A 16503-nucleotide genomic window follows, 5' to 3' on the forward strand; every position below is an offset into this window, starting at 1 on the left:
CTGACCCAAGAGCGGAAGATCGTACGAGTGGTCACACGGCCTTCGAGCGACCCGTACTGAGGAGCCAAGGGGGATGGCCCTGCGGCGAGTTGGATTGGATGTGAAGCCACATGGCCAAAGACGCCGATATCACATATGAGGAGATGCGGACCGCGGCGGGCAAGCTGAACGACGCCAAGGACAAGATCGATGAGAAGCTCGACGCTCTCGAGCGCTTCATCGAGAACCTGGTGAAGAACGGCTACACGACTCGCAAGGGTTCGCAGGCCTTCGAGGACTCCTTCAAGGAGTTCAAGAAGGGCGCAAAGGACACCATCGAGGGCCTCACGGGCATGGGCAAGTTCCTGACCAGCGCCGCGAAGGCGTACGAGGACCTGGATGACGACCTCGCGAGGGGTGTCAAGGGCAAGTAGTCACGCCCTTGAGCTGGTGAGGTATTCCGGTGGGGTGAACCGCCACGAGGTGGTGGTTCACCCCACCGGGCCGGTTTCGCGGACCACACGGGAAGCGGAGCCGCGCACCGCCGGGCGTCTGACCGCTGAGCCCTGCGCTATGTGTCCAGATTGACGAAGAGACTCCGGGCGAAGTCGTCGAACTCGTCGATGTTCGACGTGATCCACCCGATGTCCTCGCTGAGGGTTCGCACGATCACATCGATGCCGAGCGCCTCGATGCGCCAGGCGTAGTTCACCGAGCAGCACATGGCGCCGGCCTTGGCCGCGACGAAGAAGCGCACCGAGCGCATGCCCCGGCCCAAGCGCACGGTGTCGAAATCAATGACTTCAGGGTCCTGGGCGGCCCCCGGCTCGTTCTTCTGGACGAGCTCCTCCAGCTTCGAGTCGACGTCTCCCTCGCTCGGGCCCGCGTGCACGAGGAAAGTGAGGAACTCCCGGCGGGGATCCGGCACGTAGAGAAAGATCTGGTGCACCGGAATCGTGCGGGGGATCAGTTCGGCAGCGGAGTCCAGCTCGAAGGCCAGCATCTTGACCTGCTTCTTGTCGACGGGTTCATCTTCGACGAGTGACCAGAGCAGTTCCGATGTACGGCGGGCCCACCTCTTGCGCTCCCGCGCGGCCCCCCGTCCTTCGCCGAGAACGGGCATGGCGGGCCAGACGGTGGCGTCGCTGTCCGAGTCGAGGGAGAAAGTGACGGTCACTCGGTCCTCCAGCGGAACGTGGTCATGACGGCGTCGAAGAGTTCGACGAGGATTTCGGTGACGTCGCTTGCGGGATCTCCGTCACCGATCGTGCTGAAACTGACGACGACCCAGCCGGAATCCGCACCGGAGGACGGTACTTGCACGATGTAATCGACGTGTCTGGACGGAGCTTCGGCGCCCTTCTGCGGGTCTGCGTCCACCGTCCGCTCTCTGCGTACGGCCGCCGAGCCCGCCACCTCCACGGATTCGGTCTCCGTGGAATCGGTGAGCAACTGCGTCAGTACGTCCTGTCGGCCGGCCCCGTCGCGCGGCGCGGTGTCGATCTTGGCCACGATGATGGAAGCGGCGACGAGGAGCCCGTGCATGGGCTCCACGGGAAGGTAGAGATCCACACCGTCCCGTCGCTGTGCTTCCTTGACCGACGAGTTCAGCCGTCGGTACAGCTCCAGCCGCGCCTTGGTCACCTTGTCCCGGGGCAGATCGCCGGAGATCCTTTCGGCGGCCTCGTCGACGATTTCCTTGACCGCCTCCTCGGTGCCTTCCTTCAGCGGGATTCTCGTCCATCCCGGAGGAATGATGAGGGTGTAGCCACATGCGTTCATCGTGTCATCCGGCGGCATCGCGGCGGCTCCTTCGATGGCGCGCCGCATAGGCGAGCGTGACGGCTGCGGGCAACAGAGGCGCGATGAGTACCGCGGGAATGTGGTGCATCAGCAGCAGCAGCGGGGCGAGTTGTGCGAGGCCACCGCCTGCGAAGTAGCGGACGAATTCCTTGCGCCATCTGCCTCGGTTGTGGAGAACGACGACGCCGGCGGTCAGGGCGGCGACAGCCAGCAACGGCAGGACCCGTCCCGGGACGCGGAAGACACCACTGAGTGATCTCGGAATGGCCTCTGACGAGATGAGGACCCCGCCGATAATGGCGATGACGAGAAAGGCGAGCGGCGTCACGATGGCGATCCGCGCGTTCCTGATCACCACTCGGTCATCGGACGAGAGGCTACTCACCGCACCGACCGTTCTGTTGTCCACCATGTGAGCGGCTCCTGGTTCCTTGCGTTTCCCTCACGGAATGGCCTGCTGCGTGTGTTCACCAGACGGACACTGCCTGCCTCACTCCGTGGCTGGCCTTGAAGTCGTTGTAGCCCTCCCAGCTGGGTTTGTGCGGAAGGCCCAGGCCGTCGCTCGCGGCGTTCAAGGTGTCGTTGTCACCCAGCAGTTTGTCTCCCCAGTCGACGGCCGTACCGGCGTAGGCGGATCCCATGGCGGTGCTGTAGGCGGCATTTCCGCCCAGCTTGGTGCCCGATGACACTCCCTCGCCGAACAGCGCCTTGTTGTGCTTGATCCCCTGGCGCAAGGAGGCGAGCTCCTCGTCCCCGAGGTGCGCTGCTTTGGACCAGCCGCTGGGCGGCGGCATCTCGTCGGCCACACGTCCGGCGCGACCGGCGATGCCCTTGCGGAGGGCGGTCATCTCCTGGCGGACGGCTGCCTTGGCCGCGTCGTCGGTCGAGCCCGCGAGCCTGTTGGCCAGTTGGTTGCGAAGGGACTTGGTGGCCTGCAGTCCGTCCTTGAGCTTGGTGACCCTGTGCACCGTCGAGGCGGCCCGTGTCGACTTGCTCGCGGCCTTGAGCCCGGCCATGGCGCCCCGGCCGAGTCCCATGGTGAGCAGCCCGAAGGCGTCGAAGGCGACATCCATCCAGGTGGCCTTCCCGGCCTTCACCAACACGACGCGGCCCGCCACGACCAAGAGGCCGATTCCGATGACCAGGAGATTGAGACCTGGAACAAAGAGCGCGGCGATGGCCAAGGCGGTCCCGATCCAACTGAGCACATCGAGGAAGAGCTTGAATCCCTCCGCGTGCTCCTTGGCCCAGGAGACCAGGTCATCCCAAGGGCTGTCCTCCACTGCGTCGTCGATCGCGTCCCGGATGTTCGTGCGCGCCGTGATCGCATGGGTGTTGAAGTGAGAGGTGGCGGTGAAGAGCAGCTGACGCGCATCTTCTACGGCGTCCTCGTCCTTCTCGTCGGCCTGGGCCTTGTCACGCGCCTTCTTGGCCAGACCCTGGGCATGCTCCAACTCGGTGGCCCAGGTCTTCAGATGGCCCGATACCTTCTCGTAGCGCCCCTTGGTCTTTTCGAAGCGCCCTGCGAGTTCGTCGGACTCTTCCTTCAGGCTATTCGCGTACTTGCCCTTGATGTTGTCGTCATCACCGAGTTCGCGAAGCTTCTTGACCTGCCGAGCCAGGGTCTCCGCAATGGTCGAGAGCCGTTTCGCCTCCAGGCGAACCGCGTCTGGATCACCTGGAGTCGGGTCTGATTCGGCAATCGGGGACCAATCGACCGGACGGCCAGCCACGGGCGTTCTCCCTCACTTCTTCTTGCGCTTGTTCGCCTCGGCGAGTTCTTTGTCGAGTTTCTCGAAGTTCTCGATCGCCTGCTCGACGAGCTTGCCGACCTTTTCGATGTTCCCCAGCATTTCCTTGCGGTGGTCGTCCCAGTTGTCGGTGAATTCCTCCATGGCCCCCGAGACGAAAGGAGATCCGTACTCGTCGCGCAGGTCGTCCTGATGTCCGGAGCAGTTCTTGAACTCTCTGCGGACTGTTCCCAGGTCCTTCTTGATCGTGTACAGGTAGTCGTAGTCCACACCGAGGTCAGTCATGTCGGCGCTCCTCGAGCGCGGTGCGGCGGCGGCTCACGGTCGGCTCCCGGTGGGGCATGGGTGTCTCCATCGGGCCGACGTTATCCAGAGGGCTGCTGGTTCCGCCAGGGCCCATAACCGGGCAAGCCGTCAGATCTCGGTGCACTGTCATCGTGTCGTGATGCGAAGGGCACAGCAAACGCGTGACGGCGGGTATGACAGCCGAAGACCCCGGCCGCCGTGCGGCTGCCGGGGTCGACGTGAGTAGTCAGGTTTGCCAGTGCATCGGCTGCTGGAAACGCCGAGGCGGTGGCCGCTCTTCCGGGTGACCCGTAGAAGTCCGTGGTGCTGCCCCCCAAGGCGGGGGTGTCTGGGCTACCGGTTGACGGACTGGACTTCCTCGACGGTGATGTCCTGGACCGCCTCGATGGTGCCGTCGGGCATGCCGACCGCTCCCGCCTGGCCCGTGCCCGTCCAGCTGATCTCCCAGGTGAGGGAGGCCTTGAGCGGGTACGTCTCGCCGCCGGACGAACGGCGGTACGTGATGCCGCAGGGCGGGGTCTCCTTGGACTTGCCCTTGGCGTAGGGCTCGCCGATCCTGCCGTCGACGATGGGGCATTCACCGTTGGCGGGGATGGTGGTGGCGTCCTTGGTGCCGGGGTTCAGAGTGAGCGACTTGGGGGTGGCGGTCGTGGTCGCCTCGAGGTTGAAGCCGGGGACGTTGATGGCCGCCGTCGCCTTCACGTCGTCGAAGACGGCCTTGTCGAGCCAGGCCCACGTCGGCAGGTTCACCTTGGTGACGCCCTCGGGCGCGAGGGTGACCTTGGTGCCGGGCAGCTCCATGTGCTGGTAGGCGAGCGCCGCGAGGATCTCCGGCGTGATGGCCTCCTCGTACTGGGGCGGCGCGGGCTCGCCGTTGTCGACCCAGAAGGGGATGTCGCTGCACGACATCCGCTTGAGCGCGTCCGGCTCGTTGGGGTTCTCGACACCTGCCCAGAACATCCCCTCGCCGTCCTTGTCGACGTTGTAGTCCTTGTAGCCGGGGGTGTCGGTCCAGCCGTAGTCGTCCTCGTAGTGGCGCTTGAGCTGGCCAAGGGCGGTTCCCCCCGAACCCAAGCCGGGAGTGTTCAGCTGGTCCTCGATGTCGGCGGACATCTTCTTCTTGAAGTCCTTGGCACCGAGGTACGGGGCGTACCAGCAGGGCGGCGGGTCCCAGTTGACGTCGGCGGAAGAGACGTTTCCGCTGCCGCCGTTCTTGGTGACGGCTCCTGAGTACTGGACCTTGGCGGCGGCGTAGATGCCGGTCTTGTCGCTGCCACCCTCTTCCTTGGCGCCGCCCTTGCCGTTGCCGAAGTCCTCGTCGGCGTGGGCGACCCCGCCCGCCAGAAGACCACTGATGACGAGGGACAGCGAGAGGCAGGCGGTCGCGGCTCGGTTCACGCGCACTGGTCTGCCTTCTCCGTCACGTACACGAGTGAAGCGCGCCACAAGTCGTCCTTCCCCGGGAACTTGGACATAACGATCTTGAAGAAGTCGTACGACGCCGCTCCGGGTGCCCCCTTGCGGACCTTCTCCGACTTCACTTCCTTTGAGTAGAACTTGCTGGAGTCCACGCAGAACGAGACCTCGACCGCGTTGCCGTTGGGCGACTTCCGGGTCTTCTCCTGGAAGTGGCGTCGCGTGCCGGTGGAGGTCAGCCCCGCGTCGACGCGGCCCTGGATCTGGGTGCGGGCGTAAGTGAGCCCCTTGTCCGTCGCGTACGTGGCGACGGCCGGGTCCTTGACCGTCTGCTCGGCGACGCCCCGGTAGATCGACTGCACGAAGTGCCGGGCGTCGTCCAGCGCCGCGGCCTCGGTCTTGTCCTGCGGCTTGCCCCAGTCGAAGACAAGGTCGATGTCCTTGGGCAGCGTCAGGTCGACGCCGTCCGACTCGTCCTCCGCCGGTGCGCCCGACGAGTCGGGCGACTTCTTCGGCTTGTCGGCCCCCTGGTCGGCGCCGGCGATCTTGTCGTTGTCCTTGGACTTGCCGTCGTCCCCGCTGCCGCACGCCGTCAGGAGCAGGGCAGCGGTCGCGGCGAGCGCGGCGGTGACGGGCATGGTGCGGCGATTCACGGTCGGCTCCCGGTGGGGCGAGGGGTGTCTCCAGCAGGCTGACGCTATCCGTGGGGTTGTTGGTTCCGCCAGGTTCGATATCGGCTCAACTCAGCTGATTCCGGCGGACTGTCATCGTGTCGTGACGCGGAGGAGGGGACTCCCCGCCCTCAAGCGCGAAGGGGGCGGCGCAGGCCTCAGTGCGCATGGCCAGGTTCTTCAGTGGTGGCCGGGCGGGGGAGGCGAGGGCGGAAACGGTGGCGGAGACGGTGGTGGCGGTGGTGGTGGTGGCGCGAAAGGTGCGGGGGTGTTGGACAACTCCCAGGCCTCGCGGGCCCGTTCGCGGCGGATGCCGATGGCTGTCGACCAGGAGACGGACGCAGTGAAAGCGACGTTCGCTGCCGCGGCCAGGGCGAGCCAGAGCGCGACGTCGGGGGCGGTGTTGCTGGGGCCGACCTCGCCCTCGGGATCCACGTACAGGCGGATGCGTTCGCCGACACCCGTACCCCGGCAGCCGCCCATCGGACCTTCCGCCACGCGTCCGTCGTCGAACCGGACCCGGCAGGATGTCCTGTCGCCCCTCTGTGACGTGTCGACGACGACTCCGCCGACCGTCCGTCCCCGGTCGTCGAGGACCTTGTCCTGGACGAGGAACAGGCCGAGGAGGACCAGCGCGGCCGTCGCGAAGATGAAGGACGCCATCGGCCACAGTCGCTGGTTCGTCAGCATGGCGATGAACCAGAGCAGGACCAGGGCGAGTGCGATCCCCGGAAGGACGAGCCAGCGGCTGACGACCGTGGAGATCATGGCGCCCGCGGCGAAGGTGATGACCGCGACAGCGGTGTGGAACCGGCCCGGAGGCGTCCCGCGCAGCAGGCGCGCGAGCCACGCCGGCGGGCGGCGGGTGTCGATGCCACGGGGTCTGTCCGCGGTGTCGTAGGCCGCGAAGTCCTCGTGGGCGGCGTTCGACGGTTTCACTCGGGGGCCACCTCCCGCGCTGTCTTCTTCTGCTCTGTCCCCGTCCCGGTCCCCGTCCCGGTCCCCGTCCCGGTCCCGGTCCCGGTCCCCGTCCCTGCCCCCGTCCCGCTCCCGTACAGACGCACCGTCGATTTCCCGCAGATCAGCGCCACCAGTGCCGCAAGCGACACCACCTGCTCGGGGTCGAGACAGTTGCCCACGACCAGGAGGCCCGACCCGCCCCCCACCGGGCAGGACAGCGCCGCCGACATGCCCAGCTGTGCCACGTACCGGCTGCTCACCGGAGGCCCGCCGGGCGGAGGGAGTTCGGGAAACGTGTCCACCTCGCCGGAAGGGTGGATGCCGGGCTGGGAGACCAGGCCGAAACCCGTGCCCAACTCCGTGGGGAAGGACTCGACGTACACCTGCTTGCCCTCCAGGCGTTCGCCGAAGTGGCGCGCGAGCACCTCACCCGCGTTGATGTCGGGATCCAGCGGGCTCACGTCGATGACTCCCGCACAGATCTGCCAGGTCACCGGCCCGTCATCCTGAGTGGTCGGCAGTGTGATCAGGCCGCAGCTGATCATGCCGTCGTCGAGGAAGAGGCGGCGTGCCGTGGCGAAGGTGTCGGTGATGGAAGCGCGGATGCCCTGGTCGCGGTGTGCGTAGGCCTGCGCCACCAGGTGCTCGATACGCTCCTGTGCCGCCTCGTCGTCGTGTCCGTCGGCGAGCAGGTCGAACCAGTCCGTCGGCACGAAGAGTCCCACTTCGCCTACGGGGGTGGGCAGTTCACGCGGGGTGGGCAGTTCACGCGGGGCTGGCAGTTCAGGCGGGGCTGGCAGTTCACGCGGGGCCACCGGCGGTGAGCCCGCGGCCTGGGCGGCGGTGTGTGGTGTGGTCGTCACTTGTTCGCCGCTTCCTTGAGTGCCCACGGGTTGAGCGCGTCCGGCCAGACATCCTTGCCGGGACCCTTCGTCTGGTCCCCGGGTACTGCCTTCTTGCCGATGTCGATGCCGATCTGCGCCGCGCCGCCGGGGCCGAGCCCGACCGAGTTGACGCCCCAGTTGCCCGCGAACTGCACGCCCTTCAGGCCGAGTTCGGTGCCGCCCATGACCCGCCCCGGCTGCGTCAGCACGGTCTTGAAGAGTCCGACCGCGGGCGCCCCCATGCCCTTGAGCCCCTTCATCGCGGCGAACGCACCGCCCCCGAAGGCGAGCCCCGCGGCATCGACGAGGACCGTCGGCGAGGTCAGGGCCTTGCCGAAGCTGCCCGTCTCGCCCACCGCCTGGAGGTAGTGGGCCAGCAGCCCCACTCCCGCGAGGGCGAGGCTCAGCCCCGCGAGCGCCGGGAAGGCGAGCGAGAGGAGGCCGATGACCGAGCTCAGGAAGCCCGCCACGTTCCCGATGAACGCGAAGGCCCAGGAGTACTCCTTGAGGAAGTCCTTGATCCCGTCGAGGATCATGTCGTCGAGCTTGTCGATCGCCTCGGCGAAGTCCCCGATGGCCTTGCCGACCTTGTCCCAGAACCCTGGCTCGTTCGGCGCCATGTCCATCGCGTGCTTCAGGCGCCCCGCGACGGCCTCGCCCTCCTCCGCGTAGCTGGACCGCAGACGCTCGGCCCGCCCCCGGATCTCCTCCAGGTCGGCGTTGGCCGTGTGCGCGGCCTTCTCCTTCTCGCTGCGGTCCGCCTCCTGCCGCTCCCGTCTGGCCTTGTCCTCATGGGACTTGTCCTGCGCGATGTCCAGCAGACCCGGCTTCGGCGGCAGTCCGTCGACGGCCTTCCGGGCGGCGCCCGCGCGCTCCTCGGCGCGCTTGGCCTCGCCCTCCAGCTGCTCGGCGTAGTCCTGCTTCTCCTTCATGTACGTCGCCCAGTCCTCCAGGGAGCGGGCGGCCTGGGTGAAGGAGTCACGGGCGTCGTCGACCTTGGGCCGGAAGTTGTCGTGGAACTGCTCCCGGAACGCCTCCGCCGCCTTGCCCTTCCAGTCGCCGCGACCCGTGCCGTTCAGTACGTGGGCTATGTCGCGCAGGGCGTTGGCCGTGCGGCGCACGATGCCTGCGACATCGGTGGCGGTCCGCAGGTCGCCGGGGCAGGGGCAGTAGCCGATCGCGGGGAAGCGGGCGTCGGCGGCGGGGTCGGGGCGCAGCCACGGCGGCTGCGGGTTGCCACTCACGCGGCCTTGGCCTGGCTCGTGCTCGGGCTCGTGCTCTTGCCCTTGCCCTCGCCCTCCCCCTCGCCCTTGCCCTCGGGCTTCTTGCGGAGCTCGGTCTCGATCTGTTCGTCCAGATCGTCGAAGCTCTTCTTGATCTTGCCGAGAGCCTTCGACGCGGACTTGGAGAACTTCGCCAACTCCTTGATCCCGTAGGACCATTCCTCACCGAAGTCGTCCATGCGCCTGGCCAGCTTCAGGACCCCCATCGAGGCGCCGTCGACTTCTTCCATCTCGCGGCACGGCTTCTTCATGACGTCGGAGATGTTCCCGATGTCGCGCTGGGTCTGCTCCAGCATGGCGTAGTCGATGTAGAGGTCACTCATGACGTAAGTGGACTACGGAGGTGCGGAGTTCAGGCCATTCTCGGTGCGGCCTTGATGCTGGGCTGATGCGGAATTGACGCGGCGTTTACGGGTTCTCTCACGAAGGGGAGGACGAACAAACCTCGCCCCCCCCTAAGCCCCTACCCCGCCCCCGCCCTCAAGCCCCGCCCCCACTCTCAGCCCCGCCCCCGCGAAAAGTCCCCCCGCCCCACCCGAGCCGCAAGCCCATCCCTCTCGCCCTCCGCGTCCAGGATCAGCGACCCGTACCCCGTGGCCGCCCACACGCTCCGCTCACCCGGCACCTCGAAGTACGGCACCCTGCGCCCCTCGGGGCCCTTGTCCGTGAGTACCTCCGGCGCCCGGCGGGCGCGGACCGCCGCCCCGCACTCCTCGCATGCCGCGACGTGCAGCTGATCGCGCCGCCCCAGGGGGCGCCACCGGATGCGGAGGTCGGCGCGGCCGTGCAGGGGATTGAAGAAGCAGAGGGGGAGCGGCGATGCCGTGGAGCCCTCCGCGTCCAGCGCGTCCCGGCCCTCCGTCACCAGGGCCAGCACGCCCGCCAGGTCCGGCAGGCCGCGCGCCGCGTCCAGGACCGTGCCCGCTGCGGCGTAGGCGTCAAGTGCGCGGTGCAGGCCGGGAGTTGAGGTGTCCGCCGCCTGGACCGCCTCGCCCAGCGCGAGGACCTCCGCCTCCGTCTGGCGGCGCAGTGCCGCCTCGTCCGCCGTACGCGCCGCCGCGAACACCGCCTGGGGGAACGCGAAGGGCGAGCCGGTGGCGCTCGGGTAGCGTCGGGAGTGGCCGCGCCTCCGGCGGCGTACGCCCACGAACGCGAGCAGCGCCCCGGCCGCCAGGGCGAGAGCGACGGCGACCGCGACCGGCAGCAGCCAGGGGGAGCCGCCGTCACCCGCACCGTCGGCGTCCTCACGCGGGAGGCTTCCGGTTCCGTCTCCGCCGTCACCGTCCCCCAGATGCTCCGTGGCGTCCTCGTACACCTTCGTGCCGTCGCCCTCCGCGATCAGCTCGATCGCCTTCTCCGTCTGCTCCGCGAGCCCCGCGTCCTTCATCTCGTCAAGGAAGCCGACCGCGCCCACCGCGTCGCGGGCCTGGTGCTTCTCACTCGGCCACTCGAAGCCGTGCAGATCGCCGGTCCACCTGTCGCCGCCCGTCACGAGGACGAGCTCGCGGCGGTCGATGCGGTCGTGCACGACCTCCGCGAAGGCGTCGGCCTCACCGCCGTACGCGTCGCCCTGCACGATCGGCACCAAGGCGACCTTGATCGGCAGTCCGGTCTTCTCGATCTGCCGTACGAGCTGCTTCTGGCGGGCGGGAGGCACGGAGCCGGCGTACGCGGCATCGACGTACACGGGTGACCTGCGCAACGCGTCGGCCACCTTCTCGCCCGGACTCGGCGCTCCGGGCGCTCCGGGAGCCCCGGGCACCTGCGCGGCGGCCGGTGACACCGACGCGACGAGGGCCACAAGGGCCACGAGGGCTACAAGGGCGACGGCCGCCGTCGCGAGGGGACGCTTCACGTCACTGGACACCGGCGTACTCCCTTACCTGGCGGATGAGTTGAGAGATTCCGTGACGAGCCGCGGGCAGCGGGCCCGGCGCCTCCTCGTACGGCACCCGCTCACCGCGCCGCGCCCCCGGGAGGGTCAGCCGGAGCGTGTAGGCGAGGCGGGGCTGCACGGCGACGAGGACGCGGCACTGCGCGCACACCGGAATGGTGCGCAGCCGCTGGTCGTCCGCCGCGTACTGGGCGTCGCGCCACCCCGTGGCCGGGCCGTGCAGCGGGTTGAGCGCGCAGCAGGTCTTGTCGGCCCCGACGAGCGCGCCGCGGCCCGCCCGTGCGAGGACGACGGCGGCGGCGAGGTCGGAAGGTGTGGTGTCGTCGTCGACGTGCCCGTCGGGGTCGCGGTCCGCGAGGAGCGTCGCGGTGTCGAGGCAGTCCCAGACGCGGGTACGGACGGCGGACGCGAGCGCGCTCTGCTCGTCGGCGGCATCGAACTCGCGGGCCAGAGCGTCGAGTTCGTCGCGCGCCGTGCGGCGCAGATAGTCGCGGGACGGATCTGGGGGAGCCTCGAAGGACGTGGTGGCGGACGGAGGCGACGTCGTACGCGGCCGTCGAAGGCCCGGCACCGCGAGGCGCAGGATGCCGAGCAGCGCGGCAGCGATCCCGAGGACAAGACCGGCCGCGACCGCGCCGACCATGAGCCCCGGCCAGAAGTCGCCGGAGAAGAGCGGGGAGAGCTCGTTCTCCTCGATGGGGTCCGGCTCGTCGTCCATGCCGAGCGAGGAGGTCTCGGGCCGGTCGGTGCGTGGCGCCTTGTCGAGGTACGTCATCAGGTCGTCGAGCCGCTCGCCGAGCCGGTGGTCGGTGGAGCGGTCGTCGTCATCGCCGTAGCGGATGGAGTCGGGCAGATCGAAGGCGACGAGATTGGCGTCGATGCGTACGTCGTAGGTGACGACGTCGATGGAACCGCCGAGGGGATCGGCGACGACGTACACGCCGTGGTCGCCCTTCGCGCCCATCTTCTGCCGCACGGCCTCCACGAAGAGCTCGGGCTCGCCTCCGGACTCGTCCTCGGTGAGCTGCGGCACGAGGGCGACGAAAACCGGCCCACGCCCGAACTTCCGCACCTTTTCCTTGAGTTCACGTCCCTGCGCGGAGTCGAGTACGTGCGGACTCTCGGGATCGCTGTAGACAGGACCGCCCTTCCGCAGCCCGTCGGCGACACGTTCGACGCGGCTCGACAGGTCGGAGGCGGTGGGCGGCGGCGCGGCGTCGGCCGTCTCCTGGTCGAAGGCGAGCGAGGCGCCGAGGGCGATGGCCCCGGCGGCGAGCACGGCCGCCCCGGCCTCGACGCGGCGTGCGGTGAGGCGATGGGGCGGGCCCGCCGTCTTGGGGGCGGCTCCGACACCCGTCACGCGACGGCGCCACCAGCGGCGTACGTACGGACCGAGGACGACGATCAGGATCGGTACGCCGCTGAGCGCGATCCCGGTCACGAACGACTGGTTGTCGCGATCGACGGGATCGATGTGCAGCTTCTCCTCCTCCCCGTGGGCGTCGGCGTCCTCCTGGCGGGCGGCTTCCGCGCGTTCGGCGGCCTTCTTGCCGCCCTGCGCGATGACGTCGGTGAACCGCTCGAAGCTGAGCAACGGGCCCGCATCGTAGGGGAGTTCATAGAGCGCGACGGTCGACGCGTCATCGGCGGGCGCCCGCACCCCGAAGGCGCTGGCCTCGGCGACGCCCATGTCGTCGACGAGCACATACAGCCCGTCCCGCCCCAGCCGGTCATGCACGGCCGCGAGCAGCCGGTCACTGCCGATGCCCTGATCGGGCAGTACGAGGACGTAGGTGGGCACCTTGGTCCGCTGGGCCAGCTTCTTGAACTGCGGGGCGGTGGAGCGGGGGATGTCGCGGGGGAGCTGGTCGGTCACATAGACGGGGTCGGCGCGCAGGAGGGCGGCGAGGGCGGCGGGTTGGGTGGGTGCGTTCGCACCGCCCGGCTTGTCGGCCTGCGTGGGCTGCGCGTCCTGCGTGGGTTGCGTGGGCTGCGCGGCGGCAGAGGCGGCGCCGAAGCCGAGCAGGAGGAGAGAACAGAGCAGAGAACAAAGGGCGGCGAGCCACGCGGGGCGGCGCCGGCCACGGGGCCGGACGCGGGGCCGGACGCGAGGTATGCGATGGGGACTCCGCGACCACGCATCGTCGGCACTGTTCCCCGCCACGCTCACCCGTCCCACCCCGTAATTCATTGGGCGCACTTTACTGTCGCGACGGAGGCGTTTCCATGGGTGCGGTGTTACGGGGCAGTGTGAGGGAGGCCTGCGTAAAGGCTTGCGGAGCATGGCCATGGGGTCGGCCGGGGCGTCGAGTGGCGAGAGGCGTACCGGCGGCCGAATGTGCGGCGGCGAAGGTTCGGTGCGGGCGAGGGGGGTCTCGCCGGGGGGAGGTTGCCCAGCGTCCACCGAGGTGCCTGAGGGGTCAGAAGATGTCTTCCTCGTCCTCCACGGGCTCGGTGAAACTCACCGTGCGGAGAACGGCCGCCATGATGTCGCAGAACTCGGTCCAGTAGTCCGTGGACGCGGTGTAGAGCGTAAAAATCGCGGTGAACGGGCCGGTGGGAAAGGGCACATGGACCTGGATCTGCCCGGTGAGCAGATCCACCGCCTCGCCAGACGCGGTCACTTGCGGACTGAGCTGGTACTTGGTCAGCGTGATGCAGGAGACGGCGGGGCCGCACGGCAGATCGAGCCAGCGTGCGTCGTTGTGCGGCTCTCGGGAGAGGACCGAGAGGATGCCCTGGGCGGCTATGTCGGTGTCCTTCGCCGACTGGTCCGTCGGAACGGCCGCCACGGTGAAGGCGCACTGGGCGACACCGTCGGCGCCTTCGTATCGGGCCTCGAGCCCCCCGTCGTCCTCGCCCTCTGCGGCTCCTTCGGGTTCCTCGGCGGTGGAGAAGAGCCCCATCGCCGAGTACGAGATGCCGTTCCCGGCCATGAGCTCGGCCAGGCCCTCGTAATAGGGCGCGGCCGGCTCCCAGATGCTTTCGTCGCCGCGGGAGTAGAGGCCGCGCACGAACTCCTGGGAGCGTTGGGCGCGTTCCTCGGGAGTGGCGGCCAGGGGGAGTGCGAAGAAGCCTTCGGGGACGTTGAACCAGAGGGGCGGGGGTTCCTCGTCGGCGTGACGGGGCGGCGTTCCGCTCGTGGAGTCGGCGGAGGTTGTCATCGTGGCGGGACCGTCCTGGTCGGAAGCGGATGCGGCATCGGGTTCTAGAAGTCGTCGGGGTGGCGGTCCTCGCACTCCACCTCGGCGCCTTCGGCGTCCATGGTCATGTCGTTCTCGGAGAGGCCGAAGAACGAGTCGACTTCGTACGACCTGATGAAGGAGACCTCGTAGTGGCCGCAGGGGCGGCGACTGACCACCGGGGCACCGGCCTCAGACGGCGCCGGAGACGCCGCGACGAAGGCCTCGACTGTGGCCCGCTGGGCCGGCGTGAGGCCGTTGAGCGGGATCAGTTCGAGGGGATGGCGCAGGTACCGGGTGAACTTCTCCTGCGTGACGGCGTGCAGCCTGCACCAGGAGTCGTCACTGAAGATGACCTTGACGTCAGTCCCGTCCTTGAAGGGCTTCGGCTCCACTCGGCTGATCCGGGAGCGCGGGACCTCCCAGAGCACTTCGTCCTCGATGAGGCGATCGTTCTTCTTGGAGTAGGGGAAGCCCACGACGACCAGTCGGCGATCGGTGACGATCGCGTGCGTGCGGAAGTGCTTCTCGGGTGAGCGCGCGGGATCCAGCTGCCAGGGCAGGGTGCGGGCGACGGAGCCGGGGGCGGCCCACAGCACGGGGAAGTCCTCGACCTCGTCGGCAGGTTCGTCAGGAGTGTCGGAGCCCGACCCCGGCCCCGAGCCGCCGCTGACATTGCCCCCGGCTGAGCTGAGTACGGCCATGATGGCGCCCCCGAGGGCGATCAGTCCGCCTTTGCCGACGTTCCGCGCGACCGAGCCGCCCGTCGACCGAGCCTCGTACACGGGTCCCTCAGGCCAGCCGGGCAGCTCGCTCTGGATGTCACGTCGCTCGGTGTCGCGAAACCAGCGCATGCCCCGGACGCGCGTGGCCTGGCCGGTGGCGAAGGTGACATACGCACGAGTGAGGAGCGTCTCGCCCGGTTCGGGCTGCCAGGTGTCCATATCGGTAAGTATCTTCCTAAGTGGTAATCCTGGGGTCTTTGGCGTGCGTTCGCATGTTTCCGTCGTCCTGCGTCGACCTCACGCTTCGCGCCGGGAGCCGAGCCGCCCGATGCTCGGCGACGTGATGTCCAGCCGCATGACGCTCACCCGCCCGCCGCCGATTTCTCGAACTGGTCACCGGGGAACAGCGCCTCTCCCACGTGCTGGTGGATGCTCTCGATCTTGGGGAAGATCTTGAGGCCTGCGTCCATGGCGATACCGGCCCCAAGGGGGTTGATGTTCACCCCCGGGATGAGGTTGGCGCCCTTCGAGCCGAGCCACTGGCCCGCGTGGTAACCCTGGTTGGCGATTCCGCCCATGCGCGATGCCAGACCGCTGGTGGCATGGGAGACCTCGTACACGTTGTCCGCCATACCGCCGAGCACTACCTTGCCGGGCAGCAGCTTGATCCCGCCCTTGACGAAACCCGCCTGCTCACCGGTGGAGATCAGCATGCGTGCCTTGCCGATGTTGGTCGCCTGGAACCCCTTGCCGAGATTGCCGGCCTTGGCCAGGCCGGCGCTCCTGGCCAGCTTCGAGGTCTTGCCGGCCACCTTGATGCCCTTGCTGAACGCCCCGATGCCCGGCATCAACCCCACCGCGTCCATCCCGATCTGCATCCAACTCACGTCCGCGCCAGCCGCCTTGGCGATTCCGTGCGCCGCCAGCGCGAGCCCGCTCGCGATCAGCGCGGCCGTACCGAAGATCGCCGCGAGCGGCGGGAAGGGGAGCGTGATGATGGCCAGCAGGCCCAGCACCGCGGTGAGGTCACTCAGCAGATCGCCGATCAGCGCGATCATGTCGGCGTGATCCTTGATCCACTGACCCGTGGCGTCCCACGCGTCAGCGACCCCCTTGGTGAGCTTGTCCCAGAAGCCGGGCTCGTCCGGGGCGATGTCCCCGGCCTTGTCGAGCTCCTTGCTGATCCGCCCGGCGGCACGCGCGTACCGGTCCTCGAGGTCATGAACCTTGCCGGTGACCTCGTCGACGTCACCGGAGGCCTTGCCGAGCTCCTCGCTCCCCTTGCCCTCGGCCTTGGTCTCGGCCTTCTCCCGCGCGTCGAGTTTCTCCCCGGCCGACTTCTCGAGCCGGTCCGCCTCGTCCTGGAAGTCCTGGAGTTCACCGGCCCACTTGTGCAGCGCCCGGGAGGCCTTGTCGAAGGACTCGTGGCTCTTGCGGACGAGCGGCGTGACGTCCTGTCCTATGTACTCGGTGAAGGCGAGGGCGGTCTTGCCCTTCCAGGCCCCGCACTCGATCCGCTCCAAGTCACGGACGGCGGCGCCGAGTTCCGTCGCGAGTCCACCCAGCTTCTTCGCGAGCTCGCGGGTGTCCGTCACGTCCCCAGGGGTGGGGTCCCAGCCGATGTGCGGGAAGGCAGGACGCTTCGCCAC

The 16503-nt window shown here is 68.5% G+C and carries 17 protein-coding genes; 1 reads left to right on the plus strand and 16 read right to left on the minus strand.

Annotated elements, in window-relative coordinates; translation table 11 throughout:
* Positions 1–110 precede the first annotated feature (110 nt).
* Positions 111–413 carry a WXG100 family type VII secretion target gene (locus AC07AG_RS40165; protein ID WP_249588461.1) on the plus strand — a complete coding sequence of 101 codons (303 nt, stop codon included), beginning with the start codon at positions 111–113 and terminating at the stop codon, positions 411–413.
* A 137-nt stretch (positions 414–550) separates the two neighbouring features.
* Here AC07AG_RS40165 and AC07AG_RS40170 read toward each other — a convergent pair whose 3' ends face one another.
* The 16 genes from AC07AG_RS40170 to AC07AG_RS40245 form a co-directional block, all read right to left on the minus strand.
* Entirely contained in the window at positions 551–1156 is a 606-nt protein-coding gene (locus AC07AG_RS40170) for a hypothetical protein (RefSeq protein WP_478761801.1), read from the minus strand.
* Positions 1153–1779, minus strand: a complete 627-nt coding sequence (locus AC07AG_RS40175; RefSeq protein ID WP_478761802.1) for a hypothetical protein — start codon at positions 1777–1779, stop codon at positions 1153–1155. The genes AC07AG_RS40170 and AC07AG_RS40175 overlap by 4 nt, the downstream gene beginning before the upstream one ends.
* On the minus strand, positions 1766–2194 hold the full coding sequence (locus tag AC07AG_RS40180) for a hypothetical protein (protein WP_478761804.1): 429 nt from the start codon (positions 2192–2194) through the stop codon (positions 1766–1768). The genes AC07AG_RS40175 and AC07AG_RS40180 overlap by 14 nt, the downstream gene beginning before the upstream one ends.
* Before the next feature lie 55 nt (positions 2195–2249).
* A complete protein-coding gene (locus AC07AG_RS40185; RefSeq protein ID WP_478761806.1) occupies positions 2250–3515 on the minus strand; it encodes a hypothetical protein in 1266 nt (421 codons plus the stop codon).
* 12 nt (positions 3516–3527) lie between these two features.
* Positions 3528–3818, minus strand: a complete 291-nt coding sequence (locus tag AC07AG_RS40190) for a hypothetical protein (protein ID WP_478761807.1) — start codon at positions 3816–3818, stop codon at positions 3528–3530.
* A 354-nt stretch (positions 3819–4172) separates the two neighbouring features.
* Positions 4173–5243 carry a hypothetical protein gene (locus tag AC07AG_RS40195; RefSeq protein WP_478761809.1) on the minus strand — a complete coding sequence of 357 codons (1071 nt, stop codon included), beginning with the start codon at positions 5241–5243 and terminating at the stop codon, positions 4173–4175.
* Positions 5234–5908 carry a hypothetical protein gene (locus AC07AG_RS40200; protein ID WP_478761810.1) on the minus strand — a complete coding sequence of 225 codons (675 nt, stop codon included), beginning with the start codon at positions 5906–5908 and terminating at the stop codon, positions 5234–5236. The genes AC07AG_RS40195 and AC07AG_RS40200 overlap by 10 nt, the downstream gene beginning before the upstream one ends.
* A gap of 198 nt (positions 5909–6106) precedes the next feature.
* Positions 6107–6865 (minus strand): hypothetical protein, encoded by a 759-nt coding sequence (locus AC07AG_RS40205; RefSeq protein WP_478761812.1) that lies wholly within the window; start codon positions 6863–6865, stop codon positions 6107–6109.
* Positions 6862–7749 carry a hypothetical protein gene (locus AC07AG_RS40210; RefSeq protein ID WP_478761813.1) on the minus strand — a complete coding sequence of 296 codons (888 nt, stop codon included), beginning with the start codon at positions 7747–7749 and terminating at the stop codon, positions 6862–6864. The genes AC07AG_RS40205 and AC07AG_RS40210 overlap by 4 nt, the downstream gene beginning before the upstream one ends.
* The gene (locus AC07AG_RS40215) at positions 7746–9014 is read right to left on the minus strand and encodes a putative T7SS-secreted protein (protein WP_478761814.1); all 1269 of its coding nucleotides are present in this window, start codon (positions 9012–9014) and stop codon (positions 7746–7748) included. Before AC07AG_RS40215 ends, AC07AG_RS40210 begins: the two co-directional genes overlap by 4 nt.
* The gene (locus AC07AG_RS40220) at positions 9011–9376 is read right to left on the minus strand and encodes a hypothetical protein (RefSeq protein ID WP_478761816.1); all 366 of its coding nucleotides are present in this window, start codon (positions 9374–9376) and stop codon (positions 9011–9013) included. Before AC07AG_RS40220 ends, AC07AG_RS40215 begins: the two co-directional genes overlap by 4 nt.
* A 176-nt stretch (positions 9377–9552) precedes the next feature.
* Positions 9553–10920, minus strand: a complete 1368-nt coding sequence (locus tag AC07AG_RS40225) for a hypothetical protein (RefSeq protein ID WP_478761818.1) — start codon at positions 10918–10920, stop codon at positions 9553–9555.
* Positions 10910–13138 carry a hypothetical protein gene (locus AC07AG_RS40230; protein WP_478761820.1) on the minus strand — a complete coding sequence of 743 codons (2229 nt, stop codon included), beginning with the start codon at positions 13136–13138 and terminating at the stop codon, positions 10910–10912. The genes AC07AG_RS40225 and AC07AG_RS40230 overlap by 11 nt, the downstream gene beginning before the upstream one ends.
* Positions 13139–13367: 229 nt before the next feature.
* Positions 13368–14111, minus strand: coding sequence for a hypothetical protein (locus AC07AG_RS40235; RefSeq protein WP_478761822.1), 744 nt, complete (start codon positions 14109–14111; stop codon positions 13368–13370).
* A 44-nt stretch (positions 14112–14155) separates the two neighbouring features.
* Positions 14156–15073: a hypothetical protein gene (locus AC07AG_RS40240; protein ID WP_478761823.1), complete on the minus strand. Its 918-nt coding sequence runs from the start codon at positions 15071–15073 to the stop codon at positions 14156–14158.
* A gap of 143 nt (positions 15074–15216) precedes the next feature.
* Positions 15217–16503, minus strand: a complete 1287-nt coding sequence (locus AC07AG_RS40245; protein ID WP_478761825.1) for an enoyl-CoA hydratase/isomerase family protein — start codon at positions 16501–16503, stop codon at positions 15217–15219.

The organism is Streptomyces sp. NPDC044044 (genome assembly GCF_056434405.1).

Bases quoted from the DNA above. Each gene is read 5' to 3' on its own strand.
- AC07AG_RS40165 (WP_249588461.1), top strand. From the start codon at position 111: ATGGCCAAAGACGCCGATATCACATATGAGGAGATGCGGACCGCGGCG.
- AC07AG_RS40175 (WP_478761802.1), bottom strand. From the start codon at position 1,779: ATGCCGCCGGATGACACGATGAACGCATGTGGCTACACCCTCATCATT.
- AC07AG_RS40180 (WP_478761804.1), bottom strand. From the start codon at position 2,194: ATGGTGGACAACAGAACGGTCGGTGCGGTGAGTAGCCTCTCGTCCGAT.
- AC07AG_RS40190 (WP_478761807.1), bottom strand. From the start codon at position 3,818: ATGACTGACCTCGGTGTGGACTACGACTACCTGTACACGATCAAGAAG.
- AC07AG_RS40220 (WP_478761816.1), bottom strand. From the start codon at position 9,376: ATGAGTGACCTCTACATCGACTACGCCATGCTGGAGCAGACCCAGCGC.
- AC07AG_RS40230 (WP_478761820.1), bottom strand. From the start codon at position 13,138: ATGAATTACGGGGTGGGACGGGTGAGCGTGGCGGGGAACAGTGCCGAC.
- AC07AG_RS40235 (WP_478761822.1), bottom strand. From the start codon at position 14,111: ATGACAACCTCCGCCGACTCCACGAGCGGAACGCCGCCCCGTCACGCC.
- AC07AG_RS40240 (WP_478761823.1), bottom strand. From the start codon at position 15,073: ATGGACACCTGGCAGCCCGAACCGGGCGAGACGCTCCTCACTCGTGCG.